The following is a 20,594-nucleotide window of genomic DNA, read 5'->3' as shown; positions in this document are numbered from 1 at the left end:
AAAAAATAATATGAGTACAATAGTTGCAGATTCATTATACCAACAGTTGGTTTCTACTTTCCAGGAATTGGAAACAGTACAAGAGCCGGCGGCGCTAAAGGCGCTTCGTCACACTGCTTTTGAGCGTTTTCAGCAAGAAGGTTTTCCAACGGTGAAGAATGAAGAATGGAAATATACCAATCTACATACGCTGGTCAATAAGCCTTATGTATTGAATAGTGATGTAGAGGTGGATCATGTGGATGTACGTAAAGCGGATATCGCAGGATTGGATGCACATCGCATTGTTTTGGTTAATGGTCAGTATGTATTGGCTTTTTCTTCCTTGGAGGATGAAATAGGTTTGACAGTAAAGCCTATTGAAGAGGCGCATGACGAACCGAACTTTCAAAAGTATTATGCACAGCATGCCGATAAATCGGATAATGTATTGGTACAGTTGAATACCGCATTACAAACGGCTGGTGTTTATATTAGTGTAGGCAAGAATAAAGTCGTTTCTAAGCCGATTCATCTCATACACTTGTCGATTGGTCAGGAGCCATTTTTCGTGCAGACACGAAATTTGATTGTTCTTGAGCCGCATGCAGAGTTAGAGCTTATCGAATCGTTTATTACCGCAGATGGCGCTGCCCAAAATCTCAACAATAAAGTCTCAGAGATCGTTGTTGAAGAAGAGGCTAAGATGCAACACTATTACTTGCAAGTAGCAGATGCGGCAAGTAGTTATATTCAGCATACAGAAGTATATCAGGAGAAACAGAGTTTATATAATAACTATAACTGTAACCTGCCGGGAGCTTCTTTTGTGCGTAACAACATTAACGTACGCCTGGATGCCGAGAATGTAGAGTCACACCTGTACGGAATCAATTTAACCGCTGGTTCACAGTTCGTAGACAATCATACTGTCGTGGATCATATGAAGCCTCACTGTGAGTCTTATGAATGGTATAAAAACATTCCGCAGGACGAATCTATTGCCGTGTTCAACGGAAAGATCTTTGTACGTGAAGACGCGCAGAAGACAAATGCATTCCAACAGAACAACAATATGTTGATCGGTGAAAAGTCTACGGTTTACACAAAGCCGCAGTTGGAGATTTTCGCAGATGATGTGAAATGTTCACACGGTTGTACAATGGGGCAATTTGATGATGACGCTTTGTTTTACTTGCGCGCGCGCGGTATCGGCGAGGAGTCTGCTCGCGTCCTTTTGGTACATGCCTTTGCTTTTGATGTAACATCTCGCTTCTCGAATGAGCTCGTGCGCAGCTACGTTGAAGCTTTGGTCGAAAAGGGCCTTGATAAATAAGCATTAGTTTTCCATTTTATATAGAAAAGGCGTCTGGGATTTCTCAGACGTTTTTTTGTACCTTGTTCCCTATATTCGAATCACTTATTTGTTATCTTATGAGCTCGGTTTATGATAGATAAGTTCTATCGCTGGGTTTATTTCCTGTATCGAACGGACAAAATCATCATTGTTCTCCGGGCTGATATAAATCTCATCGTACTTATTATAGTAGATTATAACTCCATTTCGGCCTGTAGCTGGTTTCGTGCCGACCCACAGCGCGCGGCCAATTTCCAGTTTGTGAATCTTATTGATATCGATAGTCCCAAAGAGAAACAAGCAGCGGTACTTGAAATCCGTTCCCGTTATTTTATAAGAAGTGGTTGTAAACGTCAGGAAGAAGAGCACATTAAAGAATAGAAAAATACCACCAATGGCGATCCAAAAACCTGCGTCCGGAACGGCACTGATGTACTGAATCCCGATTAACAGAGCAAGGACTAAACCAGTGGTAAGGTACCAAGGTGTGAAATCTTTTTTAGGCTTGAAAAGCTTGGACATTCCCCAAAATAGAAAAAAGCCCTTGGAATTCCAAGAGCTTCTTTTGAGCGAAAGACGAGATTCGAACTCGCGACCCCAACCTTGGCAAGGTTGTGCTCTACCAACTGAGCTACTTTCGCTGATTGTGCAACAAAGGTAGCAAATCAACTGATATTTGTCAACTAGTTTCTGAAAAAAATCAACCAGATCCACGCATCCCTTTGGTGCTCACCTTTATATTTTTATCGCATCAATGCAGTTTATGCCATCAATAGCGGCCGATACAATCCCACCCGCATATCCAGCTCCTTCGCCACAAGGATATAAGCCTTCAATATCCGGATGCTGTAATGTATCCTTATCTCTAGGAATGCGTACAGGAGAGGAGGTGCGAGATTCTACGCCCACCAAAATAGCTTCATTCGTGTAATATCCTTTCATCTTCTTCCCGAAAATGGGCAGCGCTCCGCGTAGAGCCCGATGGACAAAATCAGGTAGTACTTCACCGAGGTCTACACTGCGTGTTCCTGGTTTGTACGAATTTTCGGGAAGCGAATTAGAAACGCGTCGTTCCACAAAGTCCACCATCCGTTGCGCCGGAGCGACTAGCTGACCGCCGCCCATGATAAAGGCTTTCTGTTCGATAGCCTGTTGAAAAGCTAGTAAAGCAAAAGGATCCGTTGCTGCGTTCGGTACATCTTCCATATTGATCTGAATCACCGTGCCAGAGTTGGCGTGCGGGTTATTCCGCTTGGAAGGAGACCAACCGTTCACCACAATCTCCTCGTGATCCGTTGCACAAGGGGCTATAATTCCACCCGGACACATACAGAAAGAAAACACCCCACGGCCGTCCACCTGTTCCACAAGGCTGTAATAGGCTGGTGGTAGATTTTCATGGCGTGTACTGCAATGGTATTGTGCCTGATCAATAATTTCTTGTGGATGTTCAATACGTACACCTAATGCAAAAGGTTTCGCTTCGATAAGCCAGCCTTTGTTCTTGAATAAGTGAAAAATATCCCGCGCAGAGTGACCTGTTGCTAGGATAATATGGTCTCCCTTGATGGTTTCGCCGGTTGATGTTTTTACCCCCTCGACTTTACCAAATTGAACCAAGATATCATCCACGCGGCAATCAAAATGGATTTCTCCGCCGCAGTTCAATATTGTGTTACGCATATCTTCAATGATATGCGGTAATTTATTTGTTCCAATATGTGGACGTGCATCTACCAGAATATCCTCGGTTGCGCCGTGTTGTACAAAAATTTGTAATACTTTTTGTACGTTTCCTCGTTTGTCAGAGCGCGTGTATAGCTTTCCATCGGAATACGTTCCGGCTCCGCCTTCCCCGAAGCAATAATTGGACTCTGGATTCACAAAACCCTCCTTATTGATACGAGCTAGATCGCGGCGGCGATCCCGAACGGCTTTACCTCGTTCAATTACAATAGGCTTTAATCCACGCTCCAAGCATCGGTAGGCTGCAAATAAACCCGCTGGACCGGCACCGATAATAATCACCGGTTTAGCATCGTGCACCTGTTGCACATCTGCATGGTAGCTTGGCGCTATATAGGGTTCATCGATAAAAGCAACCACCCGCATGCGATATACCACCTGTCTGCTTCGCGCATCGATAGAACGTTTACGAACGTATAGACCTGTGATTCGGTTTTCAGCAACCTTAAGCTGCTTTGCCGTGAGGGAGCGTATATATTTTTCATCCTGTATAAAATCAGGAGATACGGCTATTTCAATTTCTTTCTGCATAATGTTGTGGCTGGGTTTTTATCCCAAAACAGCACAAAGGTACATAAATAGTAATAAATGACGATATCATGCAGGATTGGTATGTCGTTTGATAAGGCTATATAGACGTCGCTTTTTTTATGCCATGAAATTTGACCTTCTTGCATATAAAAGCATTTTTTTATAAGTTTATAGAAATAATAAAGAAAATAAATTTTAAATCATTTATATGAAAAGATTATTAATTGCTGTTGTCGGTTTGTTTACCGCTTTATCGTTCAGTTCTTGTGGATACAACACGATGGTTTCGAAAGATGAAAACGTAAAGGGCAAATGGGCGCAAGTGGAAAACGCATACCAGCGTCGCGCAGATTTAATACCGAACTTAGTTTCGACAGTAAAGGGAGCTGCGCAACATGAGGAAAATACGTTGACAGCTGTTGTTGAAGCACGTGCTAAAGCAACATCGGTTACAGTTGATCCTTCGAACTTAACGGAAGAAGCAATAGCGAACTATCAGCAGACGCAAGATGCATTGTCGCAATCAATCGGACGGTTGTTAGTAAGCGTAGAGGCATATCCTGATTTGAAAGCGAATTCTAATTTCCAGGAGCTACAAGCACAGTTAGAGGGGACGGAAAATCGTATTTCTGTGGAACGGAAAGCATATAACGACGCCGTTCAGGATTACAATACGACGGTACGTAGCTTCCCGAATAATATAATGGCCGGCATTTTTGGCTTTAAGGCTAAAGGAACATTCAAGGCGGCTGAAGGTGCAGATAAGGCACCAACGGTAACGTTCTAGAAGGATGATATTATAGTAATTAAAGATGAATGCTGGTCCCTTTATTGCGGATGCATTCATCTTTTTTGCTACTATAGCAGGGGCTACGCCCCATTACATTACCTAAGTTAGACAACAACAGGTCCGGTTATTAGGTGCATTTTTAAGGATGTACTTCCTCGATGCAGAGACATGTTTTTCAACGCATTTTATTTTTTAAAAAATGGATATTTTTTCAATAGCGGAGCAAGATAGAATTGTGCAGGCGATCAGTGTTGCGGAAGGAAAGACTTCGGGAGAGATCAGGCTTGTGGTGGAGCGTAAATTAAAGCATAAGGCAGCGATTGAGGCGGCGGTGAAATATTTCCGAAAGCTCGATATGCACAAGACGATCCTAAAAAATGGCGTTTTGATCTATATAGCTGTCGACGACCATGAGTTTGCGATTATAGGAGATACGGCTATTCATGATCGGGTAGGAGAAGATTTCTGGGGGGCGACGCAGGAGGAAATGGTTTCGTTTTTTAGACAAGATATGTTGGTTGATGGATTAATTGCAGGGATTCAACAGGTCGGTGAACAATTGCAGTATTTTTTTCCACGTAAGGCGGATGATATTAATGAGCTTCCAGATGACATATATTATGGAGAAAACTAATGATTAAGCGGAAAATAAAAAAACTAGGGTGTAAAGTGGGACGGTTCGGTTTGGCGTTTTGCGCTTTGCTTATGACCTTTTCACTTGTTTCTGCACAGAACATACCCGATGCACCAAATCGTTTGGTCTCGGATTATACAGGTACACTAAACCAGGCCGAGGTAACTGCATTGGAAAATAAACTATTGGCATTTGAAGATAGCACCTCCAATCAGATTGCTGTGGTACTGGTGAAAACCACCGATGGGTATGATGTGGCCGACTATGCGGTTCGATTAGCTAAAAAATGGGGTGTCGGAGGGAAAAAATACAACAACGGTATCGTTTTATTGGCAGCCATCGATGATCGTGCTGTAACGATACAGACAGGATACGGTATGGAAGGGGCACTTCCTGATGTCATTGCATATCGAATTATTCAAAATGAAATTAAGCCATATTTTGGACAGCAAGCGTATTATGCTGGTTTGGATAAGGCTACTGATGCAATTATCTCCTATACGAAAGGGGAGTATAAAGCAGATCCAAAAGCGAAGGGTGAAGGAGAGGGTAGTGGCTTTTCTATCCTGATCTTTATTATTGTGGTCGTAATCTTAATCTCCCTTTTTTCACGCGGTGGTGGCGGTGGTAAAGGTGGTGGCCGTGTGATGACTGGAAGAGGAGCTTCTGATTTATTCTGGTGGACATTGCTGAACAATATGGGACGTGGAGGTAGCTCTCGGGACGATGATGGTTTTGGTGGTGGCTTTGGCGGCGGTTTCGGCGGTGGAGGCGGAGGCTTTGGTGGTTTCGGTGGCGGTGGTTTCGGCGGTGGTGGTGCCAGTGGGCGTTGGTAATATGTTTGTTATGATAGTTTATATACGCATTTAAGATTAAATTTAGATTATTTTTGTCCTATGAAAAGATTAGTATTATTCGGTTTAGGTGTGCTTCCTAGCATGTTATTTGCGCAAGAAGCGTTTACTCTAAATGGCAAAGTGGGCAAGACAAACCCCGAGGCCAAGGTTTTTATCCAATATCGCGAAAATGGGCAATCCGTCTTGGATTCTGCTAAGATAACGAATGGTGTTTTTAAATATCAAGGAACGGTTGCAGAGCCTACTCAGGCTTCGTTAACGCTTTCGGCAGACGGTAAGTCGATGAAAGATCTACGTGCTGCAGGTGTGCGTCCAGAGATGAATACTGTGTACCTTTCTAAAGGTGTAATCACGTTGGAAGGCGCGGATTTTGGATCGGCTACCGTTAGTGGAAACAGTATCAACAACGACTTTACGAAGTACAAAAATGAACTTAAAGTTGTGAATGAGGGAATGGCTGCCATCGATGCGGAGTACCAAGCTGCTCCGGATGAGAAAAAGAAAGATGAAGCATTTATTAATGGTTTGCGTGAGAAAGCATCCTTAATCTATGATAAGCAAAATGAAGTGAATGAGAACTTCGTGAAAGCTAATCCGAGTAGTTATGTTTCCTTAACTATCTTGAATGAATTAGCGTCACCAGAAAATCTAACGGACTTTGTAAAGCCTGCGTACAATGCATTAGCGGCAAATTTAAAATCCACGGCGTTAGGTAAGGCTCTTGGTGCGAAAATTACAAACATGGAAAAACTTGCGGTAGGTGCAGTCGCTCCAGATTTTACATTACCAGATACTGCGGGTAACAACTTAGCACTTTCCTCTTTACGTGGAAAATATGTTTTGGTAGACTTTTGGGCAAGCTGGTGTGGTCCTTGTAGACAAGAAAATCCACATGTTGTTGCTGCATTCAATAAGTTTAAAGATAAGAACTTCACCGTACTAGGCGTGTCATTGGACAGACCTGGTAAGAAAGATGATTGGATGAAAGCGATCGAAAAAGATCAATTAGGTCAATGGCCGCATGTATCTGATTTGCAATTCTGGCAATCACCAGTGGTAGAGTTGTACTCTATTCGTGGTATTCCGCAGAACTACCTGTTAGATCCAGCTGGTAAGATCATTGGCTCGAACCTTCGTGGAGATAATCTGGAGAAGAAACTTGCAGAAGTATTGAACTAAAGAAGATAGAATACATAAAAAAACGCGCTTTTCTCAAAGCGCGTTTTTTTATGCAGTATAAGACAGATTATAAAGATAGTATCTCTACGATCCGCGTTAGATTCTCGTTGATGTCGTCCAAGTGTTTGATCGCTTTCTTGAACGGTGTGAATTGTACTTCTCCACAGATTAATCCAGCCATCTCACCTCTGCGACCGGCGATTAATCCTTCTACAGATGCTACGCCTAAGCGGCTCGCAAGAACACGATCCATGCAAGTTGGACGTCCACCGCGCTGAATATGGCCTAAGATTGATAGGCGTACATCATAGTGCGGGAAATTTTCCTTGATCTTATCCGCAACGACAATCCCTCCTTCTTTATCCCCTTCAGCAACAATAATAATCCGGGAAGCTTTGTTCTTCCGGGTTTTATCCAGGCGCTTCATGATAGCATCATAGTCCACTTTAATCTCCGGAATCAATACCGCTTCAGCACCCGTACTAATTCCCGAGCGTAAAGCAATTAATCCAGAGTCGCGCCCCATCACTTCGACAACGAAGAGACGATCGTGCGATTCTGCGGTATCACGGATTTTATCCACCGCGTCTACTACCGTATTAATCGCGGTGTCGTATCCGATGGTAAAATCTGTTCCGGCCAGATCGTTATCGATGGTGCCCGGCATCCCGATAATTGGAATATCAAACTCTTCGATAAACTTAGATGCTCCTGTGAACGTTCCATCGCCACCAATTACCACCAGGGCATCGATTTCTAGTTTCTGTATATTTTCAAAAGCCTTTTTACGACCTTCGTAGGTGCGGAATTCATCGCTACGTGCCGTTTTAAGAATGGTACCTCCACGTTGGATAATGTTTGCAACAGATTTAGCATCCATTGGCACAATCTCTCCATTTACCAGACCATCATAGCCACGTTTCACACCAAAGACATTTAATCCGTTGTAGATACCCGCACGAACCACAGCGCGAATACCGGCATTCATTCCGGGTGCATCACCACCAGAGGTAAGTACAGCAATATTTTTTATTGTTTTCATTCCTGTTAGATTGGTTGATTATTTTTTATTTTTTTGCTTTAAAAGCATCAATGCCACTTTGTAGAAACGCGATATAGCTATCGATGTTGTAATTGGCGCCACTTTGTGGCACCAGCACATTGCCATCCGTATCCACAATCACATAGAGTGGTTGTGAGTTGCTGTTGAACGTTGCCGCTTGGAAATCACTGTTCATTTTACCAATAGTGGTGATTTTCTTGCCGGAGTAGGTGGATACATATTGCTCCTCGGGCTGTAGGGTCGTTTTATCGTCCACAAAAAGTTCGATCATCACAAATTCATTTCTTAATAATGCTGCAACTTTTGGATCGGTCCAAACATTGGCTTCCATTTGTCTACAGTTTACACAGTTCCATCCTGTAAAGTCAATAAGCACTGGCTTATTCAGATCCTTAGCGGCAGCTAACCCTTCTTTGTAATCGTAGTATGGGTCAAAGCCTTTGGGGGTGCCTCGTGCATGGAATATTTCGTAATATTTCTTCGTTTTTGGCGTTCCGGTTGATGTCGGTGGAGTACCGAAATTCATGACGGAGAGGTCAAAATCCTGCGTTGCCGATGGTGGAAGAAAAGCCGAGATCGATTTCAATGGCGCCCCCCACATCCCAGGCACCATGTAGATAACAAAGGAGAAGGTAACAATGGCAAAGATGGTCCGTGGTACCGACAGATACGCTAAGGGACTATCGTGTGCAAAGCTGATCTTTCCGATCAGGTACAGTCCCATTAAACTGAAGATCGCAATCCAGAGCGCTAAGAAGACCTCCCGATCGAGCCAGTTCCAATGGTAAGCCAAATCCACATTGGAAAGGAATTTTAAGGCTAAAGCCAACTCTAAGAATCCTAAAACCACTTTTACGCTGTTTAACCATCCGCCTGATTTTGGCATGGCTTTTAGCATGGATGGGAACATCGCGAAAATAACGAAAGGAATAGCGAGTGCTATGGAAAAACCGAGCATTCCGACGGCGGGGCCTAAGCGTTCCCCCTTGGAGGCAGCTTCTACGAGTAACGTTCCAATAATGGGACCGGTACACGAGAAGGATACCAACGCGAGGCTGAATGCCATGAAGAATAAGCCTAGTAAGCCTCCTTTATCGGACTTGGCGTCAATTTTGTTTACAAAAGAGCTGGGTAAAGTAATCTCGAAAGCGCCTAAGAAAGAAGCTGCGAAAAGAACCAAAATCAAGAAGAATATAAAGTTGAATACCCCATTCGTGGAGAGTGCATTCAGCGCGTCTGAACCAAAGGTGATGGTAATTAACATGCCCAGTGCAACATAGATTACGATAATGAACAAGCCGTAAAGTAGTGCTTGGGATACGGCTTTAGCACGTGAACCGGCTTTTTTGGTAAAGAAGCTTACCGTTAGCGGTACCATCGGGAAGATACAAGGCATGATGAAGGCTGCGAAGCCGCCTAACAGCCCGGCTATAAAGATACCCCATAGGGATTGTTTTCCTGCATCGGCCGTTGTTGCTTCAGCAATTGGCGCCGTGGCGCTGCTGTCTTGCGAAACAGAATCTATCGGCTCACTATCCGAGAAAACTAAGTCTTCGGGTACGGCGATAAGTTCTTCTTCACTGCCTTCCGGGGAGGTGCTTTCCGAGAACTCAATCCCCTCGGTGGATATCAAACTATCTTGTGTGGAAGCGGCGATCCCAAAGAAAGGCATCGCTATAATTTGTATAAAGAGAAAATACTGAATGAATTTGCGCATAACTAATTTTGCTAATACGCTAAAATAGAAAAAAGGCAGTAAACTACTGCCTTTTTCATGCTTTATAATAACAAATACTACTTAATTGTGACGTTGAAAGTGTATTCGTCTGGAGGAAGACATTGTGTTTTATCACAAGCCATAAACTCAACAACACCTTTTACTGTTGCTTGTTTTCCAGTAAGTTTTACTTTTTGTTGAAAAACAACTTCATTCGGGTAGTAAGGTACGTTCATGTTGAAGTCCTTCTCGAATTTTGATTTTGGAGCAGGTGATGCCGCTACTTTACCGTTCAACGAGAATTCTTTCGAAGGCGAGAACGTAAAAGATGTCGATATTGGTCCACCGTCAGGCACGTTTAAGCCATAGATGTGCCAACCATCCTGAATTGTTGCTTTGATGAAAACAACGCCTTCTTTACTGTTTAATTTTTTTGCTGCTACTGTCCATTTTACTGGGTTGTGGATCTGTGCGACAACGCCTGTTATCGTGAATAACACAACCGCCACTAATAAGCCTAACTTCTTCATGCTATATACTGTTGTTTAAATTAAAGACTCTGTAATGTACCCTAAGGTTTAATTAGTTTTTGTTTTTAGTCCGTTGTTGTTCGTTTTTCAATAGCCAAATCTTGTAGCTCTTTCAGCACGTAGGTACTAATCACGAAGCAAATGTATAAAGTCTGCAAACACGATGCAAGTAATTTTACTGTTATAAATTTGTAGGGGGGATGAAAGAAATCTCTTTGAGATCAAAGGACCGTTCTTCGCCATCCATCTCCAGCAGGAGTAGTCCGTTATCGGTCACGCGGCGGATAGTTCCCGTTTTACGTTGTCCTTGGATCTCGTATTGTGCTTCCATGTCTTTCTGGTAAAGCAATTCGTTGTATTGTTGTAACAATAAATCTGTATCCGCTACGTTTACAGATGCGTATATGTCAAAAAAGGTTTCCAGGATATCCAGACAGGTATCTTGAAGTTCTCTTGGGAGGCCCGTTTCGCGCGCTAAAGAAGTGGCTTTATGGTTGATGTCCTCGGAAAAATTGGCTTGGTTGACATTGATGCCGATCCCGATTACTGATGATTTGATATTTCTGCCCGACAATTGGTTTTCTATTAAAACCCCACCGACCTTTTTGTTGTTAATGTAAATGTCGTTTGGCCATTTCACTTTCACCTGTTCTACCGACTTATGGAGGTATTTGTGGATGGCTAAGGAAACCATCATGTTGATATTGAAAGCGGCTGTTGCCGGGAGGTTTTGCGGAAAGAGAGCGAAGCTAAATGTTAGGTTTTTTCCGGCTTGTGTTATCCATTGGCTGCCGCGTTGCCCTTTGCCTTGTGTTTGGTGGATTGCCATAATGGCAGTTCCTTGGGGGCTTGGCGTAATATTTGACAATAATTGCTTGAGGTAATCATTTGTGGATGTAACCTGATCCAGGACAATTAAATTTTGTCTAAGGTAAAGTCGGGAAAATGTGTTATTTTGCAAGAGAAAAATATTTAAAACGATAGATTTTATTCAAAATTAATGTTTTTTAATGAGTAAAGATACGAAAACACCAATGTCGGGAAAGCTTGCAGAGGCTGTTGTTTTAGGAATGCAAGAGAAAAAAGGAAACGATATTGTACGATTGGATATGCGAAAGGTGAATGAAACCTTGTCAGATTATTTTGTTATCTGTCACGCAGACTCCACGATGCAAGTCAGTGCGATAGCGAAAAGTGTGGAAGATGAGGTTTTTAAAGCTTTTGGACAAGAACCTTGGCGGAAAGAGGGACAGGGAAATGGCGAATGGGTTTTATTGGATTTTGTAGACGTAGTAGTACACATCTTTAAAACGGAGAAAAGAAGCCATTATGGCATCGAAGATCTATGGGGCGATGCCCATGTTGATACCTTTCAGAGTGCCTAAATTGTAGAGTATAAAAAGATATAAAAGATTGTAATGAAGAAAATCCCAAGTAAGAAGGTGACACCTATACCGCCCAAATTTAACATGATGTGGCTTTGGATATTGATTATCCTCGGTTTTTTTGGGTTACAATATTTTTTCAGCAGCGGTACGGCAAAGAAAATTACCTATGCCGAGTTTGAGCAAAAAATGTTGTTACCGGGTGATGTTGAGAAGTTGGTGGCGATTAAGAATAATGACCTTATTGATGTAGAGGTATATATTAAGAAAGATAAGCTGTCGGACGAGAAATATAAGGACGCTACACCAGCGCCCAATTCATTGGCACTGAGTCCAGCAACGGGACCGCAGTATGTATTTACGGAGCCCTCAGCAGATATTTTAGAGAAGAAATTGCATAACTCGCAAGATAGCTTAGCTGCTGGTCAAGCGAAGGTATCGGTAAATTACGAAGATCGCTCAAATCCATGGGCGGGTTGGTTTATTTCCTTTATGCTTCCGTTATTGATTATTGTTGGTATATGGATGCTGTTAATGCGACGTATGGGCGGTGGTGCCGGCGGTGGCGGTGGCGCGATCTTCAATATTGGCAAGTCTAAAGCGCAGCTTTTCGATAAAGAATCGCAGATTAACATCACATTTAACGATGTGGCTGGATTAGAAGAAGCGAAGACAGAAGTAATGGAAATCGTTGACTTCTTGAAAAATCCTAAAAAATATACCGACTTAGGAGGTAAGATTCCAAAAGGAGCACTTTTAGTAGGCCCTCCGGGAACCGGTAAAACGTTATTGGCTAAAGCGGTGGCAGGAGAAGCACAAGTGCCTTTCTTCTCGTTATCTGGATCTGATTTCGTGGAGATGTTTGTGGGTGTTGGAGCTTCGCGGGTGCGTGACTTGTTCAAACAAGCGAAAGAAAAAGCACCATGTATTATCTTTATTGATGAGATCGATGCCATTGGTCGTGCACGGGGTAAGAACTCCATTATGGGGGGTAACGATGAGCGTGAGAACACATTAAACCAATTGTTGGTCGAGATGGACGGTTTTGGAACGAACGTTGGTGTTATTATTTTAGCAGCAACCAACCGTTTGGATGTATTAGACTCCGCTTTGTTACGTCCGGGACGTTTTGATAGACAGATTTCTATTGATAAGCCAGATTTGATTGGTCGTGAACAGATCTTCAATGTCCATTTGAAGCCATTGAAATTGGCGGAAGAGGTGGATGCGAAGAAACTTTCTGCTCAGACACCTGGATTTGCGGGTGCTGAAATTGCAAACGTATGTAACGAAGCAGCCTTGATTGCTGCACGTAAAAATAAGACAGCAATTACGATGCAGGATTTCCAGGATGCGATCGATAGAGTTATTGGAGGACTGGAGAAGAAAAATAAAATTATCTCCCCAGAAGAGAAGAAAATTGTGGCATACCACGAAGCGGGACACGCTATTGCTGGTTGGTTCTTGGAGTATGCAGATCCGTTGGTTAAGGTGTCTATCGTACCACGTGGTGTGGCAGCGCTAGGTTACGCCCAGTATTTGCCGAAAGAGCAGTTCTTATATACGACGGAACAATTGTTGGATAGCATGTCCATGACAATGGGAGGCCGTGTAGCAGAAGATATTACTTTTGGTCGTATCAGTACTGGTGCGCAGAATGACTTGGAACGTATTACTAAGCTTGCTTATGCGATGGTTTCGGTATATGGTATGAATGATAAGGTTGGAAATGTGTCGTTCCGCGATAGCGCTTCTGACTCGCAGTTCCAGAAACCATACTCGGATCAAACAGCAGAGTTGATTGATGAAGAGGTTCGTGTATTGATTGCCGCTATTTATGAGCGTACAAGACAATTATTGCTGGATAAGCAAGAAGGACTAATTAAGATTGCGGAGAAGTTGTTGGAAAAAGAGATTTTGTTCCAGAGTGACTTGGAAGAGATCTTAGGTAAGCGTCCGTTTGAAAACAGAACAACCTACGACGAGTTTGTCAATGGTGGTGCTGATGGTGGTGGTGTTCCACAAACAGAATTAACGATTGAAGCTCCGCAAGAAAGCAAGGCAAAGAATGATGCTGAGCAAGATGAAAACGGAGACTTGACGCTTAAAAATTAAATAGAATAAGAAGAGAGAAGTTGTCATGTTTAGGCTGTGAGCTGAAACATGGCAACTTTTTATTTTTCGGCACTTGGGCACATGAATACAAGGAATACTACAGCAAAGGAGCGAATGCTCAAAAAAATACGACAGGCTTTATTGCAAAAGAGGGATAATCCGCATGCCGATTTTGAAGACAGTCCATTGTATAAGGATGAGGAGGAGTCGTTGGATGTAACCTTTGCTCGTACGTTTACGGAGGTATCGGGTAAGTTTGTGTATTGCGATGGGGAGATATCGGTTATCGAGAACCTTATTCTGCTGGCAGAAGAATTAAAGATTACTAAGATCCATGTATGGGAGCCGTCACTCCAGAAGTTTTTGGATCAGTATGGTTTTCCTGTGTATAAAACGCCGTATCACCTCGAATCGATGGAGGCTAGTATTACGACCTGTGAGGCACTGATTGCGCGCAATGGCAGTGTGATGGTGTCGAACGGCAATGCGGCGGGCAGAACGCTTAGTATTTATCCACCTGTGCATATTGTGATGGCAAAGGCTTCGCAGCTGGTGATGGATGTGAAGCATGCGCTTAAGAAAGTGTCGGAGAAGTATAACGGTGAATTGCCGTCGATGTTGAGCACCATTACAGGACCGAGCCGAACAGCAGATATTGAGAAAAAATTGGTGTTGGGCGCACATGGCCCTAAAGAATTATATGTTTTTTTGGTAGAAGATAGATTTTAGTATACTGTTTATGATGTTGGATTCCCTTTATAATACGCCTGTTGCATCGGTCATATTTGCACTCACAATTGGGCTGAGCCTTTTTGTATTTTCTAATCCGCAATGGTATGGTCGACTGATGCTTCACCCGTACAGTATACATCAAGATAAATCGAAAGCATATACCATCTTAACGAGTGGTTTGATTCATAAGGATTGGATGCATTTGTTGTTTAATATGATGACGTTTTATTACTTCGGGTTTAGCTTGGAGCTGATGTTCGTACAGTTTAGTGGTCCCTTAGGGCATTTATTGTTTGCATTGTTGTATGTGGTTAGCTTGATTCTAAGTGATATCCCAACGCTGTTGCAACAGAAAAATAATCCGGGTTACTACAGTCTAGGCGCTTCAGGAGCAATCTGTGCCGTGCTTTTTAGCTTTATCTTGTTTCAGCCAAAGGCGATGCTAGGATTGTTTATGGTGATTCCGATCCCGGCTTACCTATTTGCTTTTTTGTTTTTGGGGTATTGTATATGGGCTTCCAAAAAAGCACATGACGGAATTAACCACGATGCGCACCTTTTTGGCGCTTTATCTGGTTTGGTGTTAACTTTGTTGATGTATCCTTGGGCATTTCGCCATTTATTAAGTCAATTTTAAGGATAGCAGTTAGTTTATAGTTCATCGTCTGTAGTTCATCGTCTGTAGTTCATCGTTGGTGGTTCATAGCGGGGAGTTTGTTAGCTTGTCGTGCTATATATATTCTTAGCTGTTTTTATTTTTTAAATAGGAAAGTAGTCCCGTAATCATTTTTCCTATTTCATCAAGGCCTTGAGTCGTTTCTGTTAAGGCACTTTGCTTTAAATATCCAAGATTTGTTGCTATTATTAGCTGGGTTTCAACTTCTTTGACACTCCCCCGTGCAATATAAAGGAACTGTATAAATTCTTTGTGCGACTGTCTCCCTGCGCCTTCGGCAATATTGCTGGGGATGGATACAGAGGCACGTCTTATTTGGTTTGTAATACCGTATATTTCCGCCCTAGGAAAACGATCCGTGAGCTTATATATTAGTGTAACAAAATCCACACTTTTCTTCCAAACTTCAAGATCTTTAAATGTATTCATGTTTATTTTTGTTAACTACCAACTACCAACTACCAACTACCAACTACCAACTACCAACTACCAACTACCAGTTACCAATTATCCCTATCTAAGCTTCTAAAATGGATGGCTTCCGCAATGTGTTCCGCTTGTATGTGATCGCTATCACCCATATCAGCAATCGTTCGGGCGACCTTTAGAATGCGGTCATAGGCACGTGCTGAAAGGCCGAGTCTATCCATGGCACTTTTGATAAGCTGTTTACTATTCTCATCAATAATACAGACCTCACGCAGCATTTTGGCATCGATTTGCGCATTACTGTAGACTGAATCGATGTTTTCAAATCGTTTTTCCTGTCTATTTCTGGCGTGCATAACACGTTCACGGATCACAATACTCTTTTCGGCCATTCGAGGTTCAGAGAGCTCCTTGAAGTTAACGGGCGTTACCTCGACGTGAAGATCGATTCGATCCATCAGCGGGCCTGATATTTTGCTTAAGTATCGTTGTACAACGGAGGAGCCACAGGTACACTCTTTCTCGGGGTGATTGTAGTAACCACAAGGGCAAGGGTTCATGGCCGCAATAAGCATAAAGCTTGCTGGGTAATCAATGGAGAAACGCGCGCGTGATATGGTGATGCTACGCGATTCCAATGGTTGTCGCATGACTTCTAGTACGGAGCGTTTAAACTCGGGCAATTCGTCTAAAAAGAGCACGCCATTATGGGCGAGTGATATCTCACCGGGCTGCGGGTTTGTTCCACCGCCAACAAGAGCAACATCAGAAGTCGTGTGGTGAGGAGCGCGGAAGGGGCGCGACGTCATGAGTGATATATTGCGGTTCAGCTGTCCCGCTACGGAGTGTATTTTTGTTGTTTCGAGTGATTCCCCCAGTGTCAACGGAGGGAGAATCGTTGCCAGTCGCTTTGCTAGCATGGTTTTTCCGGCACCGGGAGGCCCAATTAAGATGACATTATGACCGCCTGCTGCCGCGATTTCCAGTGCACGCTTAATATTTTCCTGTCCTTTTACATCTGCAAAATCTGTTTCATGTTTATGGAGATTCTGCCTAAATTCCTGTTCTATATCTATGATTAAAGGAGCTATTGTTACACGATCTTCGCAAAAGTCTACGATTTCACGGAGGTTCCTCGCGGGGATGACCTCAAGCTGTTGTACAACAGCGGCTTCGCGAGCATTGGCCTCTGGTAGGATCAGACCTTTAAAACCGTCGATTTTCGCTTGAACAGCCGTTGGTAGTGCTCCTTTTATGGACTGTGTCTTGCCGTCCAGGGATAGCTCGCCCATGATGAGGTAATCGCTGAGTTTCTCTGCACTTATCTGTCCGGAGGCGGCTAGGATACCCAGCGCAATAGATAGGTCGTAGGCCGATCCTTCTTTACGAATGTTTGCCGGTGCCAGATTGACTACAATCTTCTGTCTTGGCATCCGGTAACCAATCGTCATTATGGCACTTTCAATACGTTGTAAGCTTTCTTTGACGGCATTATCGGGGAGTCCTACTATATAATATCGAGTGCCAGCGGAGATATTTACTTCTACAGTGATCGTAGTGGCTTCGATACCATAAACAGAACTGCTGTAAGTTTTTACTAACATAGTTCGTTTTCAATGGGTTGTCTTAAAGCTACCGTTATTTGATGACATATCAAAAAGGTATGACGTGGCACTGACTTGCTTTGGAAAGGTTTTTGTTGTATATTGAAGTAGAGCCGTCGGGCTAATAAGGAAATTACAAAAACAAACCGCGTGGTAACGCGCACAAAAGTAAATTAAGATGAATGAAAACGGTAAAATTGTAACCGCACTATTAGCTGGTGTTGCGGTAGGTGCAGTATTAGGGTTGTTATTTGCCCCAGAAAAAGGATCTGAAACCAGAGATAAGATTAACGATTCATTAGCCGATTTAGGTGACGCAATTAAAGAGCGTGCTGAAGAGCAATTGGATCAAATTAACGAGTTGAAAGAGCGGTTGGTAGCGACAGTGAAAGGAAAAGTTTCTAAAATAGAAGCTGCCATTGATGACGAAATCGAAGAGCATGCATAATTGCTGCTCCATAAGTTTTACGGTTATTGGAATGATGTAAAGATGGGGTTGTTGGGTATTAAAAGCAGCCTCATCTCTATTTAAAGAAAATCGCATGGAAGAAGAAAAATTCTCATTTAACAATTCCTTTTTAAAAGGGAAGGAATATGTGGACACGCAAATTAGACTGGCACAGTTAAAAGCAATAGATAAAGGATCGCGTGTCTTTGGATCTGTTGTTGTCGATATTACAAAGCTTATTTTTGCTTTGCTTGTTCTTTTCTTTTTTTCCTTGGCTTTAGGTTTTTTTCTCGGCGAATTACTAAATAGCTATGCGTTGGGATTTTTCTTAACAGGCTGTATATTCCTGGTGGTTATATTCATTCTCAATCTATTGGAACCGAAGTTAGAAGCCCGATTTAGGGATGCTATTATTCGTAAGCTGACTAAAAAATGGGACGATGAAGAAAAATACGAAACAATAAATTCGAGCCAACATGAAGAATACACACAAAATAAGTAACCTACAAGAACTCAAAGAAGAGATTGCACGTGTCGAACAGCTCAAGTTCGAACAGGAAACGTATTTGTTGAGTCAGTATGATTTGTTGAAGCTGAAAATGGGGGCACCTCGGCGCTTCTTTAACGCAATAACATCTGCTATCCCGGGAGGTAACTTAGTGAAAGGCCTTGTCTCATCGGTCGGAAAAGCGACGAAAGGTGAGGATGCGGACTGGCTTACACGAGCTCTTCAATTGGGTGCACCCTTGTTGTTAAACTCGACATTACTACGAAATTCCGGTTGGTTGAAGAAGGCGTTGGTACTTTTAGCTTCGGAGACAGCAGTTGGCCAGGTGAATCAATCGAAGGTAAGTGGGATTATTAATAAAGTAACAGGTTTTATTCGTCCTAAAAAAAGAAAAGGAAGAAAGAGAAAAGAAGGCGATCTTCCTCCTGCCATGGAGGATGAAACACCAGATTTCGGTTTGCCTCCAAACAGCGAAACCTATTAGTATGCAATTTACTCGTTTGAAAGGATCGCCGACGAGTAAATCGACAGGACTGCTGTGTCTTTCTTAAGCTTATTTACTTCTTCTGTAAAAAATCTTGGTAAGCTAAAGCGATGCCATCACGAAGGTTGGTGCGGTGGTGCCAGCCTAGATCATGTAGTTTTTGTACATCCATTAGCTTGCGTGGTGTACCATTTGGTTTTGAGGTATCAAAAGAAATCGTTCCTTCGTATCCGATTACTTCTTTGATCAATAAAGCCAAATCTTTGATAGATAAGTCGTCTCCCACACCGATGTTTATAAATTGCTCTTCGCTGTAGTTATCCATCAGAAAGACACATGCTTCTCCCAAATCATCGGCAAACATAAACTCACGTAGTGGTTCGCCTGTTCCCCAAATAATAACTTCGGGTGTGTTATTAACTTTCGCTTCATGAAAACGGCGAATCAAGGCTGGTAGCACATGCGAATTTTCGGGGTGATAGTTATCATTGATGCCATACAGGTTGGTAGGCATAACCGATATAAAATCACAGCCATACTGCGTACGATATGCTTCACACATTTTTATTCCCGCAATCTTAGCAATGGCGTAGGGCTCGTTGGTTGGCTCTAATGTACCGGTCAAAAGATAATCCTCCTTTAAGGGCTGTGGTGCCATCTTTGGATAGATACAGCTGGAGCCTAAAAACAGAAGTTTCTTGACCTGCTGGACATAGCTCTGATGGATTACATTGTTCTGAATCGCTAAATTTTCGTAGATAAAGTCAGCGCGATAGGTGTTGTTGGCCACGATACCGCCCACTTTTGCAGCCGCTAGAAAAACATATTCAGGCTTTTCTTGTGCAAAGAAATCGGCTACAGCCTGTTGGTTCCGCAGGTCCAGTTCTTTGGAGGTGCGTACCACAATATTGCTGTATCCTTCTTTCTCTAAAGTGCGAACGATAGCGGATCCGACCATCCCACGGTGTCCTGCGACATATATTTTAGCTTCTTTTTCCACGTCAAACGATTAATTATGCAAAGGTAGATAAAATTGCTTTTGTACGCAATTTTAATCGTCAGGCCTCCGTCAGCAATGCGCCAAAAAGAGAGGCTGTTATAATTATTTTTTTAAGAGAAAATATAAGGCTATTTTTGCGGACTAAAAAGTGAAAAATGGGTAAAGATAAATTACGGAAATTTGCTGAGATAGCCACATTCGAAAATGTAGTCGAACTGGAAGCAGGGCAGGTATATAAGGGGAAATGGGCGTCAGATTTTTTTAAAAATGATAAGCCTGTTATCTTGGAACTGGCATGTGGTAAAGGGGAGTATACGGTGAACTTAGCGAAGCTTTTTCCGGAGAAGAACTTTATCGGTATAGATTATAAAGGAAACCGGATCTGGCGTGGTGCAAAAACGGCGTTGGAGGATGGTACGCGTAATGTCGGCTTTCTGCGTATTCAAATCGAGACGATTTTGGAATACTTTGAAGCAGGAGAGATATCGGAAATATGGATTACTTTCCCAGACCCGCAGCCGCAGGAGAGTCGCGAGAAGAAACGTCTTACCAATCCGAAATTTTTGGAACGCTATAAGTTGATCCTTCGGGAGAATGGTATTATGCACCTAAAGACAGATAATGATGGTTTCTATGCCTATACATTAGAGCAGATTGAAGCGCTAAACTTAACCAAGCATAAGGAGACGACGGATCTATATAAGTCGGATCTAGTGGATGAGGTGTTGTCGATTAAAACATATTATGAACGGAAGTACTTAGCTGATAATAAGAATATCAACTATGTGCAGTTTGAGTTTTAGATCGTAGAATTTAGTTGGTAGTTCATA

Annotated in this window: 22 protein-coding genes and 1 tRNA gene; 13 read left to right on the top strand and 10 right to left on the bottom strand. The window is 42.7% G+C overall.

Annotated elements, in window-relative coordinates; translation table 11 throughout:
* Positions 1-10 precede the first annotated feature (10 nt).
* Positions 11-1,315 carry a Fe-S cluster assembly protein SufD gene (sufD, locus tag E2P86_RS16920; protein WP_234991254.1) on the top strand — a complete coding sequence of 435 codons (1,305 nt, stop codon included), beginning with the start codon at positions 11-13 and terminating at the stop codon, positions 1,313-1,315.
* Between the two features lie 96 nt (positions 1,316-1,411).
* On the opposite strand, the gene E2P86_RS16915 is transcribed toward sufD, so the two are convergent.
* The 3 genes from E2P86_RS16915 to E2P86_RS16905 form a co-directional block, all read right to left on the bottom strand.
* A complete protein-coding gene (locus E2P86_RS16915; RefSeq protein WP_134433826.1) occupies positions 1,412-1,858 on the bottom strand; it encodes a PH domain-containing protein in 447 nt (148 codons plus the stop codon).
* Between the two features lie 46 nt (positions 1,859-1,904).
* Positions 1,905-1,977, bottom strand: a tRNA-Gly gene (locus tag E2P86_RS16910).
* 94 nt (positions 1,978-2,071) lie between these two features.
* Positions 2,072-3,613, bottom strand: coding sequence for an NAD(P)/FAD-dependent oxidoreductase (locus tag E2P86_RS16905; protein WP_085473670.1), 1,542 nt, complete (start codon positions 3,611-3,613; stop codon positions 2,072-2,074).
* A 208-nt stretch (positions 3,614-3,821) separates the two neighbouring features.
* On the opposite strand from E2P86_RS16905, the gene E2P86_RS16900 reads away from it, so the two are divergent.
* From E2P86_RS16900 to E2P86_RS16885, 4 genes are all read left to right on the top strand, one after another.
* Entirely contained in the window at positions 3,822-4,400 is a 579-nt protein-coding gene (locus E2P86_RS16900; protein WP_085473671.1) for a LemA family protein, read from the top strand.
* Positions 4,401-4,602: 202 nt separating this feature from the next.
* Positions 4,603-5,037 carry a TPM domain-containing protein gene (locus E2P86_RS16895; protein WP_134433825.1) on the top strand — a complete coding sequence of 145 codons (435 nt, stop codon included), beginning with the start codon at positions 4,603-4,605 and terminating at the stop codon, positions 5,035-5,037.
* A gap of 71 nt (positions 5,038-5,108) precedes the next feature.
* On the top strand, positions 5,109-5,873 hold the full coding sequence (locus tag E2P86_RS16890) for a TPM domain-containing protein (RefSeq protein ID WP_166785215.1): 765 nt from the start codon (positions 5,109-5,111) through the stop codon (positions 5,871-5,873).
* A gap of 60 nt (positions 5,874-5,933) precedes the next feature.
* Positions 5,934-7,073 carry a TlpA disulfide reductase family protein gene (locus E2P86_RS16885; protein WP_085473674.1) on the top strand — a complete coding sequence of 380 codons (1,140 nt, stop codon included), beginning with the start codon at positions 5,934-5,936 and terminating at the stop codon, positions 7,071-7,073.
* A gap of 67 nt (positions 7,074-7,140) precedes the next feature.
* On the opposite strand, the gene pfkA is transcribed toward E2P86_RS16885, so the two are convergent.
* From pfkA to E2P86_RS16865, 4 genes are all read right to left on the bottom strand, one after another.
* A complete protein-coding gene (pfkA, locus tag E2P86_RS16880) occupies positions 7,141-8,115 on the bottom strand; it encodes a 6-phosphofructokinase (RefSeq protein WP_085473675.1) in 975 nt (324 codons plus the stop codon).
* Positions 8,116-8,140: 25 nt separating this feature from the next.
* Positions 8,141-9,853: a protein-disulfide reductase DsbD family protein gene (locus tag E2P86_RS16875; protein ID WP_240775534.1), complete on the bottom strand. Its 1,713-nt coding sequence runs from the start codon at positions 9,851-9,853 to the stop codon at positions 8,141-8,143.
* 77 nt (positions 9,854-9,930) lie between these two features.
* Entirely contained in the window at positions 9,931-10,383 is a 453-nt protein-coding gene (locus tag E2P86_RS16870) for a protein-disulfide reductase DsbD domain-containing protein (RefSeq protein ID WP_085473677.1), read from the bottom strand.
* A gap of 181 nt (positions 10,384-10,564) precedes the next feature.
* Positions 10,565-11,344 (bottom strand): biotin--[acetyl-CoA-carboxylase] ligase, encoded by a 780-nt coding sequence (locus E2P86_RS16865; RefSeq protein ID WP_159451855.1) that lies wholly within the window; start codon positions 11,342-11,344, stop codon positions 10,565-10,567.
* A 49-nt stretch (positions 11,345-11,393) separates the two neighbouring features.
* Between E2P86_RS16865 and rsfS the strand changes: the two genes are divergently transcribed.
* The 4 genes from rsfS to E2P86_RS16845 are packed head-to-tail and all read left to right on the top strand — an operon-like array spanning position 11,394 to position 15,252.
* A complete protein-coding gene (rsfS, locus tag E2P86_RS16860; RefSeq protein WP_085473679.1) occupies positions 11,394-11,768 on the top strand; it encodes a ribosome silencing factor in 375 nt (124 codons plus the stop codon).
* A gap of 33 nt (positions 11,769-11,801) precedes the next feature.
* Positions 11,802-13,883 (top strand): ATP-dependent zinc metalloprotease FtsH, encoded by a 2,082-nt coding sequence (gene ftsH / locus E2P86_RS16855; RefSeq protein ID WP_085473680.1) that lies wholly within the window; start codon positions 11,802-11,804, stop codon positions 13,881-13,883.
* Between the two features lie 48 nt (positions 13,884-13,931).
* A complete protein-coding gene (locus tag E2P86_RS16850; protein WP_234991256.1) occupies positions 13,932-14,612 on the top strand; it encodes a LutC/YkgG family protein in 681 nt (226 codons plus the stop codon).
* 13 nt (positions 14,613-14,625) lie between these two features.
* A complete protein-coding gene (locus tag E2P86_RS16845) occupies positions 14,626-15,252 on the top strand; it encodes a rhomboid family intramembrane serine protease (protein WP_134434089.1) in 627 nt (208 codons plus the stop codon).
* A gap of 105 nt (positions 15,253-15,357) precedes the next feature.
* Here E2P86_RS16845 and E2P86_RS16840 read toward each other — a convergent pair whose 3' ends face one another.
* Positions 15,358-15,720 carry a four helix bundle protein gene (locus E2P86_RS16840; protein WP_134433824.1) on the bottom strand — a complete coding sequence of 121 codons (363 nt, stop codon included), beginning with the start codon at positions 15,718-15,720 and terminating at the stop codon, positions 15,358-15,360.
* A 71-nt stretch (positions 15,721-15,791) separates the two neighbouring features.
* Positions 15,792-17,324 (bottom strand): YifB family Mg chelatase-like AAA ATPase, encoded by a 1,533-nt coding sequence (locus E2P86_RS16835; protein WP_134433823.1) that lies wholly within the window; start codon positions 17,322-17,324, stop codon positions 15,792-15,794.
* A 178-nt stretch (positions 17,325-17,502) separates the two neighbouring features.
* Between E2P86_RS16835 and E2P86_RS16830 the strand changes: the two genes are divergently transcribed.
* From E2P86_RS16830 to E2P86_RS16820, 3 genes are all read left to right on the top strand, one after another.
* A complete protein-coding gene (locus E2P86_RS16830) occupies positions 17,503-17,772 on the top strand; it encodes a YtxH domain-containing protein (protein WP_134433822.1) in 270 nt (89 codons plus the stop codon).
* 94 nt (positions 17,773-17,866) lie between these two features.
* Complete coding sequence (locus E2P86_RS16825; RefSeq protein ID WP_134433821.1) at positions 17,867-18,274, top strand: phage holin family protein; 408 nt, start codon at positions 17,867-17,869, stop codon at positions 18,272-18,274.
* Positions 18,249-18,764 carry a hypothetical protein gene (locus tag E2P86_RS16820; RefSeq protein WP_085473687.1) on the top strand — a complete coding sequence of 172 codons (516 nt, stop codon included), beginning with the start codon at positions 18,249-18,251 and terminating at the stop codon, positions 18,762-18,764. Before E2P86_RS16825 ends, E2P86_RS16820 begins: the two co-directional genes overlap by 26 nt.
* A 73-nt stretch (positions 18,765-18,837) precedes the next feature.
* On the opposite strand, the gene fcl is transcribed toward E2P86_RS16820, so the two are convergent.
* A complete protein-coding gene (gene fcl / locus E2P86_RS16815) occupies positions 18,838-19,764 on the bottom strand; it encodes a GDP-L-fucose synthase (RefSeq protein WP_085473688.1) in 927 nt (308 codons plus the stop codon).
* A 155-nt stretch (positions 19,765-19,919) separates the two neighbouring features.
* Between fcl and trmB the strand changes: the two genes are divergently transcribed.
* The gene (trmB, locus tag E2P86_RS16810; protein WP_085473689.1) at positions 19,920-20,567 is read left to right on the top strand and encodes a tRNA (guanosine(46)-N7)-methyltransferase TrmB; all 648 of its coding nucleotides are present in this window, start codon (positions 19,920-19,922) and stop codon (positions 20,565-20,567) included.
* Positions 20,568-20,594: the final 27 nt, after the last annotated feature.

The organism is Sphingobacterium psychroaquaticum (genome assembly GCF_004421025.1).
GTDB lineage: Bacteria > Bacteroidota > Bacteroidia > Sphingobacteriales > Sphingobacteriaceae > Sphingobacterium > Sphingobacterium psychroaquaticum.
Note: the sequence above shows the minus strand (reverse complement) of the source record. Positions and strands in the feature narration are given on the sequence as shown.

Bases quoted from the DNA above. Each gene is read 5' to 3' on its own strand.
- E2P86_RS16825 (WP_134433821.1), top strand. From the start codon at position 17,867: ATGGAAGAAGAAAAATTCTCATTTAACAATTCCTTTTTAAAAGGGAAG.
- E2P86_RS16915 (WP_134433826.1), bottom strand. From the start codon at position 1,858: ATGTCCAAGCTTTTCAAGCCTAAAAAAGATTTCACACCTTGGTACCTT.
- sufD (WP_234991254.1), top strand. From the start codon at position 11: ATGAGTACAATAGTTGCAGATTCATTATACCAACAGTTGGTTTCTACT.
- E2P86_RS16895 (WP_134433825.1), top strand. From the start codon at position 4,603: ATGGATATTTTTTCAATAGCGGAGCAAGATAGAATTGTGCAGGCGATC.
- pfkA (WP_085473675.1), bottom strand. From the start codon at position 8,115: ATGAAAACAATAAAAAATATTGCTGTACTTACCTCTGGTGGTGATGCA.
- rsfS (WP_085473679.1), top strand. From the start codon at position 11,394: ATGAGTAAAGATACGAAAACACCAATGTCGGGAAAGCTTGCAGAGGCT.
- E2P86_RS16830 (WP_134433822.1), top strand. From the start codon at position 17,503: ATGAATGAAAACGGTAAAATTGTAACCGCACTATTAGCTGGTGTTGCG.
- E2P86_RS16845 (WP_134434089.1), top strand. From the start codon at position 14,626: ATGTTGGATTCCCTTTATAATACGCCTGTTGCATCGGTCATATTTGCA.
- E2P86_RS16885 (WP_085473674.1), top strand. From the start codon at position 5,934: ATGAAAAGATTAGTATTATTCGGTTTAGGTGTGCTTCCTAGCATGTTA.
- trmB (WP_085473689.1), top strand. From the start codon at position 19,920: ATGGGTAAAGATAAATTACGGAAATTTGCTGAGATAGCCACATTCGAA.
- E2P86_RS16905 (WP_085473670.1), bottom strand. From the start codon at position 3,613: ATGCAGAAAGAAATTGAAATAGCCGTATCTCCTGATTTTATACAGGAT.
- E2P86_RS16850 (WP_234991256.1), top strand. From the start codon at position 13,932: ATGGCAACTTTTTATTTTTCGGCACTTGGGCACATGAATACAAGGAAT.
- E2P86_RS16870 (WP_085473677.1), bottom strand. From the start codon at position 10,383: ATGAAGAAGTTAGGCTTATTAGTGGCGGTTGTGTTATTCACGATAACA.
- E2P86_RS16835 (WP_134433823.1), bottom strand. From the start codon at position 17,324: ATGTTAGTAAAAACTTACAGCAGTTCTGTTTATGGTATCGAAGCCACT.
- E2P86_RS16875 (WP_240775534.1), bottom strand. From the start codon at position 9,853: ATGCGCAAATTCATTCAGTATTTTCTCTTTATACAAATTATAGCGATG.
- E2P86_RS16900 (WP_085473671.1), top strand. From the start codon at position 3,822: ATGAAAAGATTATTAATTGCTGTTGTCGGTTTGTTTACCGCTTTATCG.
- E2P86_RS16840 (WP_134433824.1), bottom strand. From the start codon at position 15,720: ATGAATACATTTAAAGATCTTGAAGTTTGGAAGAAAAGTGTGGATTTT.
- E2P86_RS16820 (WP_085473687.1), top strand. From the start codon at position 18,249: ATGAAGAATACACACAAAATAAGTAACCTACAAGAACTCAAAGAAGAG.
- E2P86_RS16890 (WP_166785215.1), top strand. From the start codon at position 5,109: ATGACCTTTTCACTTGTTTCTGCACAGAACATACCCGATGCACCAAAT.
- ftsH (WP_085473680.1), top strand. From the start codon at position 11,802: ATGAAGAAAATCCCAAGTAAGAAGGTGACACCTATACCGCCCAAATTT.